The sequence below is a fragment of the Liquorilactobacillus capillatus DSM 19910 genome (genome assembly GCF_001434915.1).
GTDB classification, from domain to species: domain Bacteria; phylum Bacillota; class Bacilli; order Lactobacillales; family Lactobacillaceae; genus Liquorilactobacillus; species Liquorilactobacillus capillatus.
Map to the genome: position 1 here is coordinate 17,668 of NZ_AZEF01000017.1, position 16,310 is coordinate 33,977.

Sequence of the window (16,310 nt, forward strand, 5' to 3'; positions counted from 1 at the left end):
AGCTTAAGATATCCTTCAAAAGAGCCGCAGATTTGCTTTAAAAAATAGAATAGTTCTATACTTAACAATGTATGAAAATTTAAAGGAGGAACATCTTATGGCTTATAAAACAATCAATCCTTTTACAAATGAAGTCATTAAAACTTTTCCAAATGCAACCAAAAATCAAATTGAAGATTCATTAAAAATAGGTACTGACTTATATCACCAGTGGAAGAAGGAACCTGTTGCAACACGGTCTAAAAAACTGCACGATATTGCAGACTTATTACGTGAAAAAGAGGAAGAACTTGCTCAGACACTGACAATTGAAATGGGGAAACTTATTTCAGAAGCACGTGGCGAAGTTGAATTATGCGCACTGATCGCCGATTATTTTGCTGACCACTCAGCTGAACTTCTACAACCGACACCACTTACCACTAAAGCTGGTGAAGCTCGGGTAGAAAAACATTCAGTTGGAATATTATTAATGGTTGAACCCTGGAATTTTCCATATTATCAAATAATGCGTGTTTTTGCACCTAATTATATGATTGGTAATCCTATGATTCTCAAACATTCATCCACTACTCCTAGCTCTGCTGTAGCTTTCACTAAAATTATTACTGAAGCAGGGGCACCTGCAGGTAGTCTAACCAACCTCTTTTTGACACATGATCAGGTCGATCAGGTTATCGCTGACCCACGTATCCAAGGAGTTGCTCTAACGGGATCTGAACGTGGAGGAAGCTCTGTTGCACAAACCGCGGGTAAGTATCTAAAAAAATCATCTATGGAACTGGGCGGTAATGACGCCTTTATCGTTCTAGATGATGCTGATTTAGACCAGGTAATTAAGGTTGCTGCACGTGCGCGGACTTACAATGCTGGTCAAGTATGCACTTCGTCTAAACGTTTCATTGTTGCTGATAACTTGTATGATGAATTCTTAAAACAACTTGGTAAAACTTATCGACACTTTAAACCAGGTGATCCGCTTGATGAGCAAACGACCTTGGCTCCAATGTCGTCTGCTAAGGCTAAAGCTAAACTTGAAGAACAAGTCAATGCAGCTATTGCTAATGGCGCCGTACTTTACCAAGGAAATACCGCCATCGATCTTCCCGGGCAATTCTTTGAACCAACAATCTTAACGGATATTACACCAGACAACCCAGCTTACTATGAAGAAATGTTTGGTTCAGTTGCCCAAGTTTATCGCGTCCATTCAGAACAAGAAGCTATTGCGCTAGCCAATGATTCTCACTATGGTTTAGGTGGTATTGTCTTTACTAAAGATAAAAAACGTGGGCAAAAAGTTGCTAGCCAAATTGAAACGGGAATGGTTTTTGTTAATACTTTCTTATACACACTTCCAGAACTTCCTTTTGGTGGTGTTAAGAACTCAGGTTATGGCCGTGAAATGAGTGCGATCGGACTTAATGCCTTTGTCAATGACAAGTTGATCGTTGCTGTCGATAAACCTGATTTTGAAAATCGTGCGGGTGCTTTATTTTAACGCAACTTTAAAGCTAGGTCGTAGTTAAACATGGATGAGTAATTAATAAGTTTACTGGAAAAGAATGTGAATCAAAAAGCATCTAGTCGTTAAGTGCTATACTGCCTCTTAATGTATGTTTTAGCACTGAATGTCCCGAAACAAAAATAGAGAAAAGGAGCCCGAGACTTTTGTCCCGAGCTCCTTTTCTTGTTCCGTCTACCTATTACCATCAACTACATTCTCACTTTTGGGCAGCTTATACCAATGTTCTGCTTTTTAATAATACTCAGAACATTATCCTAATGTGTTGCTTCTTGAATCGCTTTCTTCAGTGGCATTAACTGGCGCCCCAGCACTTCCTCCAGGTCTTTTGATGGGTGCGCCAATTCACCGTTTCTAATCAGAGTTTGAATCATGATAAATACCTCAGCGACTTGTTCTGGTAGCCCTTGATGCACTAGACGCTTTTTATATTCATTATCATCAAGTGCTAAGACTTCAAACTGATGTACACTAACGGCTGCGACCGCTGTTGCAAGTTCTTTAAAGGTCAATGGCTGACCTGAAAATTCATAGATCTTTTTAGGTTGACTACTTAACAGGACCCGGGCTGCGCCTTCTGCATATTCGCGCTCCAATGCCCACCCAACACGACCATTCTGAGCAGAATAAGTAAACGGCTGACCTGTCAAAGCCCCTTTAATTAAATCGAGTTCGTTCTCAAGGTACCAATTATTACGTAGCAAAGAATAATTGAGTCCACTTGTGGCCAGAGCCTGTTCAGTTGCTTTATGATCAGCAGATAGTGGGCTTTGTGCTTGGTCAGCATGTGGAAAACTGGTATATGCAATAAACTTTATCCCAGCTTTTTTAGCAGCCTCTATAACATTAAAGTGTTGTTCTTGTCGAGAATGTTCCTCACTAGGAAGAGAAGAGATGAAGAGTAGTCGGTCGATCCCTCCCAATGCCTGTTCAAGCCCTTTTTCATCGTTATAATCAGCTTGTCTGATCTCAACTCCTTGTGGTAACATCTGGGCTGCTTTAGCGGTGTTGCGAACAAGCGCCACTAACTCTCCCTGCTCAAGTTGACCAACGAGATAGTTGATAACACTCCGCCCAAATTTTCCTGTCGCACCTGTAACTGCATATTTCATCTCTAAAACCTCCATTTTTTGATTATCATTGTTACAATTAAAGTAACATGACGTCTAAAAAAAGTCAACTGCCTTGATCACAGTTGACTTTGGTATCCTAATACCAATTATTAGCTTTCCAATGCTGCATCGCACTAGCCCATGAGCCATAGCGTTGCGCTACATAACGATTAGCAACACGTTCTTGGTTAGCAGGTGAATAGTCACCATTTAAGTAACTTGAATCTAGTTGATATTTTCCAATATACTTTCCATTACGTGCATTGTAATTACCGCCTGATTCATGAGCAACTATATATGCACGTGCCTGTGCTTCTGTTGAACTTTCTTTGTTTGTAACTGCCTGACTACTATACTTGGTATTGATTGCCGCTGTACTAGGCGTAGTTTCCTTAGTATTTTTAACCGCTGCGGTTTGAACGTTATGTCCAGGGATCACCAAATTATTTCCTGCCAGAATAAAATCGGGGTTCTGAAGATGATTTGCACCCGTAATTGCTGCGGTAGTCGTTCGATACTTTTCAGCTAATTCTGAAACTGTATCGCCCCACCTGATCGTAATCTTTTGCTGCTTAGTTGTTGTTTTCTGAGCATTTTGATTTGCTAAAATTTTTTTAAATGATTGACCTTCTGTTTGACCAGCAGTTGTTAACTGCTTATTCGCCACTTGTAGTCCAGCTGAACTACTGACAGATTGGCTTGCACTAATACTCATTGTTTCTTTTTCCTCCGCCCTATCCTACTAAATCTATCTACCTGTTTAATAATAGTTAAAAATTTTCTAAAAAGCAACATTCTTATTAAGGACGATACCCTTTTTTTAGTGCTTGCTGCATTTTAGTTTCGTCATAGTAGAGGTGTAATACTAACAACATCAGGAAATAGATTATCAGTGGTAGCCAGACATAATTAAGATTTATCATATGCAGTGTTGCCGTATTTTGCGCATGGTTAGGTAGATAGCCCGAAAGATGAAATAGACCAGCAGTTATAAGGCCGCCTAAACCCAAACCGAGATTTACGCCCAAATCATCCGTCGAGGCTAGCACGCCTTCAGCCTGAATCCCCATCGTCATCCCATAACGAATCGTATCAGCAATCATAATGGATACCAGCCCAACAATGATTCCGTGACCAATAGAGTTAAGCATGATTCCGCTAAATAAAACTGGCAGCCAGCTACCATAAACACCCACGCTTAAAAGGCACTGACCACCAAAAGCTAAGATGATCCCAATACTCATCGTTTGTTTTTTTGACCGCAAAGACGTAAGATGCATAATCAGCAAGACACCAACTAAAGCAGTTAGCGTAAAACTATTTGCCAAGGGAACTAGTTGTTCGTCGTGTAAAACGTATTTGAAGTAATAAATAGTTGTCTGGTTCTTAATAGCTGTCACGAGCCAATATAGAAAAATAACTACCGAAATTGTTAGCCATTGTTTATTACGCCCCAACATTTGCACAACTTTCTTAAAAGGTTGGTGGCTGAGATCTTCACTCGTGTAACGCTCGTGGATCTGAAAGAATGTATTTAAAATTAGAAATAATGAGATTACCCCAAAAACACAGATCGTTAAGAGAAAACCCTGTTTTTGATCTCCCTGTCCCAAAAGTGCCACTAACGGTAACGTAAAGATAGCAACAACAATTTGAACTGAACTACCGCAAAACTGGCGAATAACTCCTAACAGCGTTAACTCACGCCCATTCTGGGTCATCGTAGGCAAGACCGATGTAATCGGAACATTAACTGCGGTGTAAAAAAAGCCTAAACCTAAGTACGTCACATATGCCCAGATCAACTTACCTGTTGCAGAAAATGCTGGTGTAACAAAGGTTAAAATAGCAAAAGCGACATAAGGAAGAGCGTACCATAAGAAAAAAGGACGGCTTTTCCCAAAACGGGAATGTGTACGATCAATCATTATTCCTATTAATAAGCTTTCTAGTGTATCAGCTATCCGTGCAACTACAAATAAAATAGCGACCGCTCCTGGTGCCAACCCGTAGACATCAGTATAGAAAAAGAGCAAATACGTTGTCATCACTTGAAAAACTAAGTTATCCGCCGCATCACTAAGCCCATAGCTAATTCTTTCCGGCCATTTAGTTTCTGTTTTTTTATCCATATATATCGTCCAACTTACCTTGTCTTCTTTTCAACCAATTCATGTGAAAGTTCATTAATCACAACATGGTTGACCCACATCCAAGCCATATGTCCCAAAAGTTCTGAGAAATGTTCTTCCAACGGTTGATCTTTAGCATCTGGGACAGTCTTCATCGCCGGCATCATTCCTAGATGTGCTGCCGCCCAGACACCGACTCCAAAGAAGGTCCCTTGACCGACCTTCAATAGCGGTATGTAGTGTGTAGTCACACTATACATCATTCCAAAAGTAGCTGAAAAGCCAAAATGGATAATAAAACTAGCCCACGGCATTTGATGTCCCGAATAAGTATACGTCGCATGTGTAATCTTACGTGGTATTCCTAACTGCTGCATAAATTTCTGCGGTGGATTTGTCTTTTCTCTTTCTGGTGTTCGCGGCGGTAAAAGGTTTTCCCAGCCCAATTTAACAAAGCCTGAAACTATTCCAGCTACACCACCAATAATTAATACCTCTTTGATATTAAAACTATCTTTACTCATCGTTTAACTCTCCTCATTTAAACTTTTGTAACTGATTAGTTTAAACTTATTATTCTTATTTCGCCAGTAAAGGGCTTATTAACCTTTGTTAACAAAAAGACCAGCGTGCTTTAAAATCTAAGCATAGCTTAAGCCTTTGGTCCTTTTCCACCAGCCCTCTTTATATACCCAATTTTTTAAACCAGCCCTTGGGCCATCATTGCATCTGCAACTTTAATGAATCCTGCAATATTAGTTCCACTCAATAAATTATCGGTAACACCATATTCCTTTGCAGTTGTAATACTTTCTTGATAGATAGCATGCATTATTTGTTGCAGCCGCTGGTCAACTTCAGCAAAATCCCAAGTCAATTGCATTTTGTTTTGGCTCATTTCAAGTGCCGATACAGCTACACCACCAGCATTGGCCGCCTTAGCTGGCCCATAAATTATCCCATGTTGTTGGTAGATGTTAATTGCGGCTGTACTGCTAGGCATGTTTGCCCCTTCCGCTACAACCTTGGCCCCGTTGGCTGCAAGCTGCTGGGCTTTTTGATCATCAATCTCGTTTTGCGTTGCACATGGTAATGCAATATCATAGTTGAGCTCTGCATCCCAAACTGAACCAGGATAGTAGACAGCTGTTTCAACTCGTGCAGCGTATTCCTTGATTCGTCCCCGTTCGATCTCTTTGATTTGCTGAACTAATTTATAGTCGATACCACTTTTATCCACCACATATCCTGCTGAGTCTGAACATGTGATTACTCTTCCACCTAATTCTGCTACTTTTTGAATTGTATAAATAGCAACATTACCAGCTCCAGAAACCACAACCTTCTTATTCTTAAAATCTGTTTTAAGATCACGTAAAATTTCTGCTGTATAATACGCAAGCCCAAAACCAGTTGCCTCTGTCCTAACCAGGGAACCACCGTAACTCAAGCCTTTTCCCGTCAATACACCACGATCAGCTTCTCGTAGGCGTTTGTATTGCCCGTATAAGTAGCCTAATTCACGCCCACCAACACCGATATCTCCAGCTGGGACATCACGTGCCGAACCAATATGTCGACTCAATTCAGTCATAAAGCTTTGACAAAAACGCATTATTTCATTATCTGATTTTCCTTTAGGATTAAAATCTGCCCCACCTTTCCCCCCACCAATGGGTAAACCAGTTAAAGCATTCTTAAAAATCTGCTCAAAACCTAAGAACTTAATAATACTAAGGTTAACCGAGGGATGAAACCGCAGACCACCTTTATACGGACCAATTGCTGAATTAAATTGAACTCGAAAACCGCGGTTAACTTGGTAAGCCCCTTCGTCATCAATCCATGGAACTCTAAATTGAATTACTCTTTCAGGTTCAGTTAGGCGTTCCAGCAAGTTAGCCTGGATATATTCCGGGTGTTTCTCCAGGGCTGGACCAATTGTCCGTAGAAAGTCTGCCACTGCTTCAAGAAACTCCGCCTGTTCTGGATCCCGTTCCTTAATTGTCCGATAAACTTTCTTTAGATAATCCTCCACTTGTTGTTTCATTTTAATTCCTCCTTTACGTTATTAAGTACTGTTATCTGTAATTTAGCAATTAATAGTTAAAAAAACAATTATGACACTCTTTTTAGTCTTCAATTTTAAATTACTTCTCTAAAAAAGAGTAATTTAAAGAGGAACTGCTCTAAATGTATCCGGCTCATCACAGTTCCTCTTATTTTATTGTCGTTATCATTTTTATTTTCCTTAGCGATAAATTTTATTTTCTCCTGTTATACTAGCTCATTTTTAGTTGTTGTGATTACTGATAACCACTGTTTTGTAATCGTTGCCGGCATAAAATGCTGGATCCGTTCAAGCGAGCGCTCTGAATAATAACGTCTTAAGAATAAGCTTTGGGTCATTTTATTCAAAGCACGGACAAAATCTGGAACATCGTGTGGTTTAGTAATAATTCCATACGTATTTGCACGCAGATATTCATCTGAACCAGTGTTTTGCATCGCAATGATTGGGAGACCAAAGCCCATTGCCTCACCCATTACTAATGGCATTCCTTCCCAACGTGAGGTTGATACAAAAATCGATGCCTCCTCGTAGTGACGCTGTAACGCCTCATCTTTCAAAGCACCCCGATAAATTATCTTATCTTTAACACCAAATTTTGTAGTTAAGTTATTAAAAACAGCCATTTCTTCAGGAGTTCCGCTTCCGGCAATGGCGATCTTCCAGTCTGGGGCTATAAAACGGGCTGCATCCAGTAAAAGATCAAGTCCCTTATGTTGAATTGCGATTCTACCGGTAAAGGCAATTATATGACTTTTTAAGTTAGCTTTTTTGGATACTTCAAGCGTTAACGGATTATAGATTTTTACAGTATTACTATTATATTGATGGTAACGTGCATAATCTGCATCTGTCAAGACGACTACCGTATCGGAGAACTCCAAACCCTGTTTAAATTCTGTCTGCATTGATACATAATACTGTTCCATGTACGTATCAAAATTATTATGCATCCATGCAATTACATTAACGTGCGGGACATTTTCTTTAATAAATGGTGCAAAACTTGTTAATAACCCTGCTGGTAAAATAACAGCTTCAAAACCCTCAGTAGCAATAAAATCACATAAATCAGTTATTTGATCAGCATATACTTCATAGGGATTAGCACCAAAGAAGTTTAAAATATCAGCTGAAACAGTACGCTTAGCAGTCACCAACGGTGCATCTAAAACGTAATATGGTTCAACGTCTTCAAGTGAATAATAGGTAACATCGACATGCTTGTTTAAATCATTTCCTACAACTGTCGCAGCTCTTTTTACCCCATCCATAACTACATTCTCTAATACAATCAATACTTTCATCAGCTGTGCCATCCCTTCTTACCAAGAAACGGCGTCCCTCCCTTCGCTTCGTTCTACCAAAAAATACCCAGCTCTTTTTGCGAAAAGTACAGCGTAGAAAAGTATCTTATCATTATAAGTATTCTGTGCTACTTCTATTGAGATGTTATTTTATACTTTTCGATACGCCTCACTCTCCGTTAGAGGAATTTTAGCATAGAATACATTACTAGCGAAATGAAATGCTCTACGTTAATATTTTCATAAACTAGTTAAAGCCATTTTCTGAATATTACAGACTGTTCTTATTATATATATGGTATTCTGAAATAAAGGGAGATGTTACGATGCAACTCGAGGAACAATTAAATAATATCCGTGCTTTTTCGTATCAAAAAATGAAAAAAGATAGCACTGGACACGGTTTTGACCATATCCAGCGTGTTGTTAATATGTCTACTGAACTCCTGGCACATTTGTCTGCTGATAAATTAGTTACACTCAGTGCAGCATACTTGCACGATGTTGCTGATGATAAATTAACCACTGACCCAGCAGCACTCGAAAAAGAGATGATTACTTTTTTGCAAGCAAACTACCTAAGCCAGGACCAAATTAATAAAATTATCTTTATCACACAGAATCTTTCTTTTAGTAAAACACTGGGTGGCAAGAAACCTCAACTTCCGCTTGAAGGTCAGATTGTCCAAGATGCTGATCGACTTGATGCTATCGGTGCGATCGGGATTACACGTGCTATTTATTATGGTGGCGCACATGCCGAAAAGATTTATGATCCCCAAATCTCACCGCGACAGTTAAAATCAAAAAAAGAATACCGTGATTTAAGCCAGGAAACGGTTATTAATCACTTCTATGAAAAATTACTAAAAATAAAAGATCTCCTAAATACATCTGCCGCAAAAGAAATCGCTAGTAAGCGCCATCAAGTAATGCTGACTTTTTTAACCGACTTCAAAGCCGAATGGAACGCTGAAAAATAACAAAAAATTTAAATCGTAATTAAGCTTTCGAATTCATCTATTTCATTATCTTCTGTCTATCTGTAAATAGTAATCAATACTTTTTATCTTGTACAGTACCTTGACAGTACTACTTTATTAACTTAATATTCTAAATTGTAACTATTACTATTATTTTTTGCCTTAAGGCAAAGACAAAGGGAGTATTCGGAATGAAGAAAAAGCGTATTCTTTTACACAGTATCATCAGTCTCTTCGCACTTGGTGCCGTTTTAACTGGTTGTTCTTCAGCTAAATCAGCTTCAAGCAATAATACCAAAAAGATTAAAGTTGTTGCGACAACTGACTTTTATGGTGAAGTTGCTAAAAATGTTTTGGGTAAGCAAGGGACAGTAACTTCTATCATCAATAACCCTAATATTGATCCACATGATTATGAACCTACTACTAAGACTGCTAAAACTGTTTCTAAGAGTGACATTTTACTCTATAACGGTATTGGCTATGATGCTTGGGCAAAGAAGCTTTCTGGCGGTAAGAAAATTGCTGTTGGTGAAGATATCATGAATAAAAAAGATGGGGACAACGAACATCTATGGTATAATAGCGAGACCATGCCTAAAGTTGCCAACTACCTTGCAACTGAATACGGTAAGAAAGATCCTAAGCATAAGAAACAATTCAAAGCTAACGCTAAGAAATACATTGCCAGCTTAAAAGATCTTCATACAAAGATCGACAAAATTAAGCAAAACAGCAATAATAAACCAGTTGATGTTAGTGAACCTGTTTTTGACTATGCATTAGCCGATATGGGTTACAAAGTTAACAATGAACATTTCTCTGAATCTGTTGAAAAGGGAACTGATCCTTCTCCAAGTGATATCAAGGCAATGCAAAATGACATCAAGAACCGTAAGATTGCTTTCTTTGTTGAAAACACACAAGCAACCGATAAAGTCGTTGCTAACTTAGTTAAATTATGTAAAGAACATAATGTTCCTGTTGTTAAAGTAACTGAGACTTTACCTAAAGACAAGAACTACCATCAATGGATGGCTTCACAATATCAACAAGTTTTAGACATTCAAAAAAGCGAGCGATAATTAAGTATGAACTCTATTATTAATGTTCACGACTTGGACCTGAGCGTTCAAGGCAAACAACTTTTCAAGAACTTAACTTTCGAAATTCCGACCAATAAATTAACCTGTATTACTGGTGAAAACGGGGTTGGGAAAACGACGTTAATTAAGTATCTTCTTAGTACTTTTGAACATCCAGATAACCATATCACTTTGGATGTCGCACCTAAAGAAACACAGTATGTACCGCAGCTGCGTAATCTTGATGACGAGTTTCCGCTGAGCATTCGTGATTTTGTTGGTCTTGGTTTAAAAAAAGCAGTCTTTCCTTGGCACACAGCCGAGGAACGGCTGCTTTTGCGACGTGTTTTAGACGAAACCTCTCTCAAGACTATTCAAAACCGTCCACTCGGTGCTGCATCTGGTGGTGAAAAACAGCGTGCATTTTTAGCTCAAGCGCTGTGTGCTGAACCCCAACTGCTAATTCTAGATGAATCAACTGCTAGCTTAGATAAAGATTCAAAGTATGTTTTAATGGATCTGATTGAACAGTTAGTTCAAACAAGTGAAATTACTGTTCTTTTCATTACCCATGACCCAGACTTAATCACACGTTATGCTGATTATGAACTGCGCCTTGCCCATCAAAAGGGACACTTGCTGAGAAAGGATAAATCCTCACATGTTACAATTTGATTTTATGCGTTATGCCTTTATTGCAGGAATTTTTATCTCCTTAATTTGTGGTATAATGGGGACTTTTGTCGTTGCACGTCAAACATCATTTTTTACCCATACGTTGTCGGAAATCGGTTTTTCTGGGGCAACTTTTGGTATTTTCATAGGAATAAGTCCTTTATATGGCATGATTATTTTTACCCTTGCTAGTGCCTTCTTCATCGGTTTATCTGGTGAACGACTCAGTCGCCGTGAGGCTTCGATCAGTGTTTTCTCAGGGGTTTTTATTGGTTTAGGGATCCTGTTTCTTTCTCTTTCAAACAAACAGGCTAACTATGCCACAAACATTTTATTTGGGAGTATTGTCGGGATTAATATTACTAATCTTTATTCGCTTATCTGGCTAAGTATTTTTATTTTAATCATTATTACGATCTTCTTCCGTCAATTGACCTATAACTCTTTTGACGCTATCGGCTCCCAATATAACCAGCGCTACAACACACTGATCTCAATTATTTTTCTGGGTTTACTAGCACTGACAATTAGTATCACAGCACAGATTATTGGTTCATTACTAATCTTTGTTCTGCTTACGATCCCTGCTTCAGCGGCTAAATATTTTGTCCATTCACTGAAAAAAATGATTTTCTTAACAACGATCTTTTCACTATTTGGAATTTGGTTTGGCCTTTACCTAGCATACCTAACAGATTGGCCGGTCAGTTTCTTTATCACGGTTATTGAAGCCGTTATCTACGCAACTTCTATTTTTTATCAAAGAATTGCAGCCTTACATTAAGTTTTCTTTTTGTTTATAAAATTAAGCACTACTTTAACTTAGGGACTAGCCCCTAATACTCAAAAAGAGTTCGAGACTTTTGTCTCGAACTCTTTTTGATATCCTTTGTTTTCAGATCGGATATCCTGTGCTGAAATGTGCCCCTGCCAAGGATATCCATTATAACACACCTCTAGTTAAGCTTCTTATGGCTTATGATTTATTGCCTATGCAATGCACGCACACGAATAACTTCTGGAATAGCCATCAGTTCTCCGCGAAGTTTTGTTAATTGCTCAGCTGAGGTCTCTGACATATCGATCATTGTATATGCAACTTTATCACGACTTCGGTTAATCATGTTATCAATGTTAAGTTCATCATTAGCTAAAATCGTCGTAATACGTCCTACCATATTAGGGACATTTTGATGGATCAAGGTTAAACGCAACGGCGAATCAAATGGCATTTCAACAGCTGGGAAATTAACAGAGTTGATAATATTACCTGTTTCTAAATATTTACGCAATGTTTGGGCTGCCATCTTAGCCCCATTGACTTCTGCTTCGAGTGTTGTACCACCAATGTGCGGCGTGATAACAATTTTATCATTGTCAATGATCTCATTTGAACTGAAATCGGTAGAATAACGGCGAATCTCATTTTGAGCTAAAGCTGCAACAACGGCTTTTTCATTAACTATCCCCCAACGAGAATAATTTAATAACACTGCATTTGGCTTCATCTGTTTTAATTCTTCCGTATTGATCAAATCTTTATTCTTCTCGGTATATGGAATATGAATCGTTACATAGTCACTTTGGCGTAACAAGTCCTCCAACTTTTCCGCTCGTGGAATATCATTAGAAAGTTTCCAGGCATGCTCAACGCTAATATAAGGATCATACCCAATAACACGCATTCCAAGATCAGCTGCCGCTCGTGCGACTCTTGAGCCAACAGCACCTAAGCCAATAACACCAATTGTTTTTCCTAAGAGTTCCGTCCCAGCAAAATGATTTTTTCCCCTTTCAGTCTGTGTACTGACATCTGCACCCGCAATTTTTTTAGCCCATGCAGCTGAAGCGACAACAGGTCTGGTGGCGAGGATCAACATCGCAACGATGAGTTCCTTAACCGCATTAGCATTAGAACCAGGTGTATTAAAAACAACGGTCCCATTAGCATTAGCTTCAAGCAAAGGAATATTATTCACACCTGCACCAGCACGTGCAATTGCAAGAACACTGGTTCCAAACTTTGTTTTGTGCATATCTTGGCTCCGAATAAGGAGTGCTTGAGGTTTATCATTCTGGTTAATTGTGTATTTTTCTGTCGGGAAGATATCTAACCCTTCTTGAGCGATAACATTATAAGTCTTAATATCATATTTCATTATTTATTTCCCCCAATGTTTTGTTCAAAGCTCTCCATAAATTCAACTAACTTCTGTACTCCCTCAAGTGGCATTGCATTATATAGACTGGCACGCATTCCGCCTACTAAGCGATGTCCCTTCAAATTGACCAAACCATTCTCTTGTGCAGCTACGACAAAACGCTGATCTAATTCTGCATTACCGGTTACAAAAGGTACATTTGTTGTTGAACGTGCTGCTTTCTTTACTGGTGCGCTAAATAAGCTTGAAGAATCTAGATAATCATATAATAATTGTGCTTTTTTCTCGTTACGCTTCTGCATCTCATCCACACCACCCTGTTGCAAAAGCCATTTAAAGACCAAGCTAGCAACATAAATTGCAAATACTGGCGGGGTATTTAAGGCAGAGTGTTTTGCAGCCTGTTTAGCATAACTTAACATTGATGGTAATTCTGGAGTTGTATGCAGTAATGAATGTTTAACAATCACGACTGTCAATCCTGCTGGGCCAATATTTTTCTGGGCACCTGCATAAATCAGATCAAAATCCTTAACATTATAACGTTGGGCCATAATGTTTGATGACATATCCCCAACAACAACCTGGTTCTTCAAGTCAGGTAGAGTCCGATACATTGTCCCCTCAATCGTATTATTCAATGTCAAATGAATATAATCATACGTTTTCTGCAGTACCGGATCCTTAGGTAGCGAAGTATAGTTTGTTGTCTTAGCTGAAGCAACAACTTTTGCCTTTACACCAGGAACAAGTCTTGCTTCTTCAATTGCACGCTGAGCCCAGTGACCTGAGTCAATAAAACCTATTTGCTTTGTCTTCTGTGCAAAATTAAGGGGTGCCATTGTAAACTGCAGTGTCCCTCCACCTTGTAGAAAAAGAATGTCATACTCATCTGGGATACGCATTAACTCTCTTAAATTTCTCTCAGCCTCTGCTTCCATCTCTGTGTAAAGTGAGGAGCGGTGACTGATCTCCATTATGCTCATACCACTATTTTTATATGAAACCAATTCACTTTGCACTTGTCGCACAACAGCAGCTGGTAATACTGCCGGTCCGGCTGAAAAGTTATAAATTTGTGCCACACTACCCACTTCTTTCTTTTAAATTTTTTACACATCGAGGAAAAAAGGCCTCTGCAATAGGACCTAATTACTGCAGGAAAATACACTAACCCTCATTTTACTCAATGTTATGAATTTAGCGTATTGAATCTGCTATGTCAAGACTAAAATAAATTATTTAAACAATTATGTTGATAATAATCGCCAACTAAAAAAAGCGCTTAAATCAGCGGCTAAAATTTTAATTTTTTTGTAATATATTAGCATCCTTTTCGTAATTTTAGAGATACTTTTCCTAATTTAACTTACTCAAACTTAGAAGCCATGCTTATTTCCCATTTCTTAAAAAAAATGTAATCTTTTTGTAACATTTTTAAGTTTCTTAAAGCCTTTATTTATTTCTACTTTCTATAAAGTCTTGCTATATCAACATTCTTCTTTCAATTTAAATTATCCTCAAAAAAAAAATGTATTTTTATAGCTTAAAAAAGCCTTTATATCAGTATATAAGATGTTTTGTTACATTTAAAAAATAATTTGTAATATAAATTGCACTCTCCTGCAACATTGAAGGATTACAATTTAATTATCAGTTGAAAATTAATTATACGAAAAAGTAGGAGTGACTAAAATTTGAAACGTACAACAAAGACATTATTGGCAGGTACCGTTGGAGCCGCAGGTTTATTCCTTGCTTCTACAACGAATGCTAGTGCATCCACAACAGTTAAAGTTAATCAACATGACACTGTTTGGGCACTTTCTCAGAAATATGGAGTTTCGATCAAATCAATCGAAACTCTGAACCATATTGACGGCAACAGTCATTTAATTTTGACTAACCAATCTTTAACAATTCCTAACAAGGGTGAAACTGCTAGTGCACCAGCAGCAGCTACTAGTCAGAAGACTAGTGCAACATCTACAGTTAAGGTAGCAAACGGTGATTCCTTATGGAAAATCGCTAAGGAATACAACATTAGTATTGATCAATTACGTTCATTGAACGGTTTATCTTCAGATACAACATTGATCTTACCTGGTCAAGAATTAAAAGTTACTGGAACAGCCAAAGCTGCCGTAACAACCGCAACTACAAATAATACAGTTGCTGCTGCACCAAAAGCACAAACCGCAACTGCTGCTCCTGCAACTGCAGCTACACAAACAAAGACAACACCGCAAGTAACTGTTTCTGCTAACCATGTTACATATACAGTTAAAGCTGGCGATTCACTTTACACAGTCGCTCAAGCATACGGTATCTCTGTTGATGCTTTACGTGCAGCTAACAACCTTGGTTCAACATTATCAGTCGGTCAAACACTGACAATTAATGATCCTACCAAGACACCTGCTACTCAAGCAGCAAGTACATCAAGTGCCTCGAGTACAACAAGCACTGCAGCTACTCAGAGTTCTACTCAAGTAGCTTCATCTACTACACAACAAAGTGCTGCTCAAAGTTCTAGCCAACAACCTGCTGCTCAGAGTTCAGCAGCGCAGACTTCGCAACAACCTGTTGCTCAAGCAAGTTCTGTTGCTACTCAAAGCTCAACTCCAGCGGCTCCAGCACAGAGCTCAAGTGCAGCTGCTACTACATCAAATACTGTTCGTCCTGCAACAAGAAGTTACACTGCTACAGCTAATAATAACAATAATACTGCTGCTGCTACACAACAGACGCAAACTAAGACAGTGGCATCTGGTTCAGTTACATCAGTTGCGACACAGATTGCCAGCATGGGTATTCCTTATGTAAACGGTGGTTCATCACTTAGTGGTTTTGATTGCTCTGGCTTTACACAGTATGTTTTTGCTAAAGCTGGAATCTCAATTCCTAGAACTTCCCAAGCACAATCAGCTATAGGTACTGCTAAGAGTGTTTCAAGCGCACAGCCTGGCGACTTATTATTCTGGGGTGGCAGAGGTAATGCTTACCACGTAGGTATCTACTTAGGTGGCTCAAGTTATGCAGCTGCTCCTGAACCAGGTGAAAGTGTTAGTGTAAAGAGTTTCACTTACTATCAACCATCATTCGCTGTTAGCGTAAACTAGTCAGTATTTAATTAAATATCTCCTAAACTGTGATGAGCCTGAGGTTCATCACAGTTTTTTTATCAAATTACAGTCAACAATTGTGGGTCAAAGTCAAATCGTATTGATGGAGATCTTGGCATCACCTTTGGGTGGT

Annotated in this window: 14 protein-coding genes; 6 read left to right on the forward strand and 8 right to left on the reverse strand. The window is 38.7% G+C overall.

Annotated features, from left to right (window positions below):
- The first annotated feature begins 97 nt into the window (after positions 1–97).
- The gene (locus FC81_RS04410; protein WP_057743399.1) at positions 98–1,501 is read left to right on the forward strand and encodes an NAD-dependent succinate-semialdehyde dehydrogenase; all 1,404 of its coding nucleotides are present in this window, start codon (positions 98–100) and stop codon (positions 1,499–1,501) included.
- 281 nt (positions 1,502–1,782) lie between these two features.
- On the opposite strand, the gene FC81_RS04415 is transcribed toward FC81_RS04410, so the two are convergent.
- The 6 genes from FC81_RS04415 to FC81_RS04440 form a co-directional block, all read right to left on the reverse strand.
- Complete coding sequence (locus FC81_RS04415; RefSeq protein ID WP_057743402.1) at positions 1,783–2,637, reverse strand: SDR family oxidoreductase; 855 nt, start codon at positions 2,635–2,637, stop codon at positions 1,783–1,785.
- Between the two features lie 97 nt (positions 2,638–2,734).
- A complete protein-coding gene (locus tag FC81_RS04420; protein WP_057743405.1) occupies positions 2,735–3,352 on the reverse strand; it encodes a LysM peptidoglycan-binding domain-containing protein in 618 nt (205 codons plus the stop codon).
- Positions 3,353–3,437: 85 nt separating this feature from the next.
- On the reverse strand, positions 3,438–4,769 hold the full coding sequence (locus tag FC81_RS04425; RefSeq protein WP_057743408.1) for a glycoside-pentoside-hexuronide (GPH):cation symporter: 1,332 nt from the start codon (positions 4,767–4,769) through the stop codon (positions 3,438–3,440).
- Positions 4,770–4,783: 14 nt separating this feature from the next.
- Entirely contained in the window at positions 4,784–5,293 is a 510-nt protein-coding gene (locus FC81_RS04430; protein ID WP_057743411.1) for a DUF1440 domain-containing protein, read from the reverse strand.
- Between the two features lie 176 nt (positions 5,294–5,469).
- Positions 5,470–6,819 carry an NADP-specific glutamate dehydrogenase gene (gdhA, locus tag FC81_RS04435; protein ID WP_057743414.1) on the reverse strand — a complete coding sequence of 450 codons (1,350 nt, stop codon included), beginning with the start codon at positions 6,817–6,819 and terminating at the stop codon, positions 5,470–5,472.
- 227 nt (positions 6,820–7,046) lie between these two features.
- Positions 7,047–8,147: a glycosyltransferase gene (locus FC81_RS04440; RefSeq protein WP_057743446.1), complete on the reverse strand. Its 1,101-nt coding sequence runs from the start codon at positions 8,145–8,147 to the stop codon at positions 7,047–7,049.
- 326 nt (positions 8,148–8,473) lie between these two features.
- On the opposite strand from FC81_RS04440, the gene FC81_RS04445 reads away from it, so the two are divergent.
- From FC81_RS04445 to FC81_RS04460, 4 genes are all read left to right on the forward strand, one after another.
- Positions 8,474–9,130 carry an HD domain-containing protein gene (locus FC81_RS04445; RefSeq protein WP_057743416.1) on the forward strand — a complete coding sequence of 219 codons (657 nt, stop codon included), beginning with the start codon at positions 8,474–8,476 and terminating at the stop codon, positions 9,128–9,130.
- A gap of 191 nt (positions 9,131–9,321) precedes the next feature.
- Positions 9,322–10,215, forward strand: coding sequence for a metal ABC transporter solute-binding protein (locus tag FC81_RS04450; protein WP_057743419.1), 894 nt, complete (start codon positions 9,322–9,324; stop codon positions 10,213–10,215).
- Between the two features lie 6 nt (positions 10,216–10,221).
- Complete coding sequence (locus tag FC81_RS04455; protein ID WP_057743422.1) at positions 10,222–10,890, forward strand: metal ABC transporter ATP-binding protein; 669 nt, start codon at positions 10,222–10,224, stop codon at positions 10,888–10,890.
- On the forward strand, positions 10,877–11,674 hold the full coding sequence (locus FC81_RS04460) for a metal ABC transporter permease (RefSeq protein ID WP_057743424.1): 798 nt from the start codon (positions 10,877–10,879) through the stop codon (positions 11,672–11,674). The genes FC81_RS04455 and FC81_RS04460 overlap by 14 nt, the downstream gene beginning before the upstream one ends.
- A 199-nt stretch (positions 11,675–11,873) precedes the next feature.
- Here the strand turns inward: FC81_RS04460 and FC81_RS04465 are convergent, their stop codons facing one another.
- Both FC81_RS04465 and serC read right to left on the reverse strand, forming a co-directional pair.
- Positions 11,874–13,049 (reverse strand): phosphoglycerate dehydrogenase, encoded by a 1,176-nt coding sequence (locus FC81_RS04465; RefSeq protein WP_057743427.1) that lies wholly within the window; start codon positions 13,047–13,049, stop codon positions 11,874–11,876.
- Positions 13,049–14,137, reverse strand: a complete 1,089-nt coding sequence (gene serC, locus FC81_RS04470) for a 3-phosphoserine/phosphohydroxythreonine transaminase (RefSeq protein ID WP_057743430.1) — start codon at positions 14,135–14,137, stop codon at positions 13,049–13,051. The genes FC81_RS04465 and serC overlap by 1 nt, the downstream gene beginning before the upstream one ends.
- Positions 14,138–14,749: 612 nt before the next feature.
- On the opposite strand from serC, the gene FC81_RS04475 reads away from it, so the two are divergent.
- On the forward strand, positions 14,750–16,174 hold the full coding sequence (locus FC81_RS04475) for a C40 family peptidase (protein WP_057743433.1): 1,425 nt from the start codon (positions 14,750–14,752) through the stop codon (positions 16,172–16,174).
- Positions 16,175–16,310 lie beyond the last annotated feature (136 nt).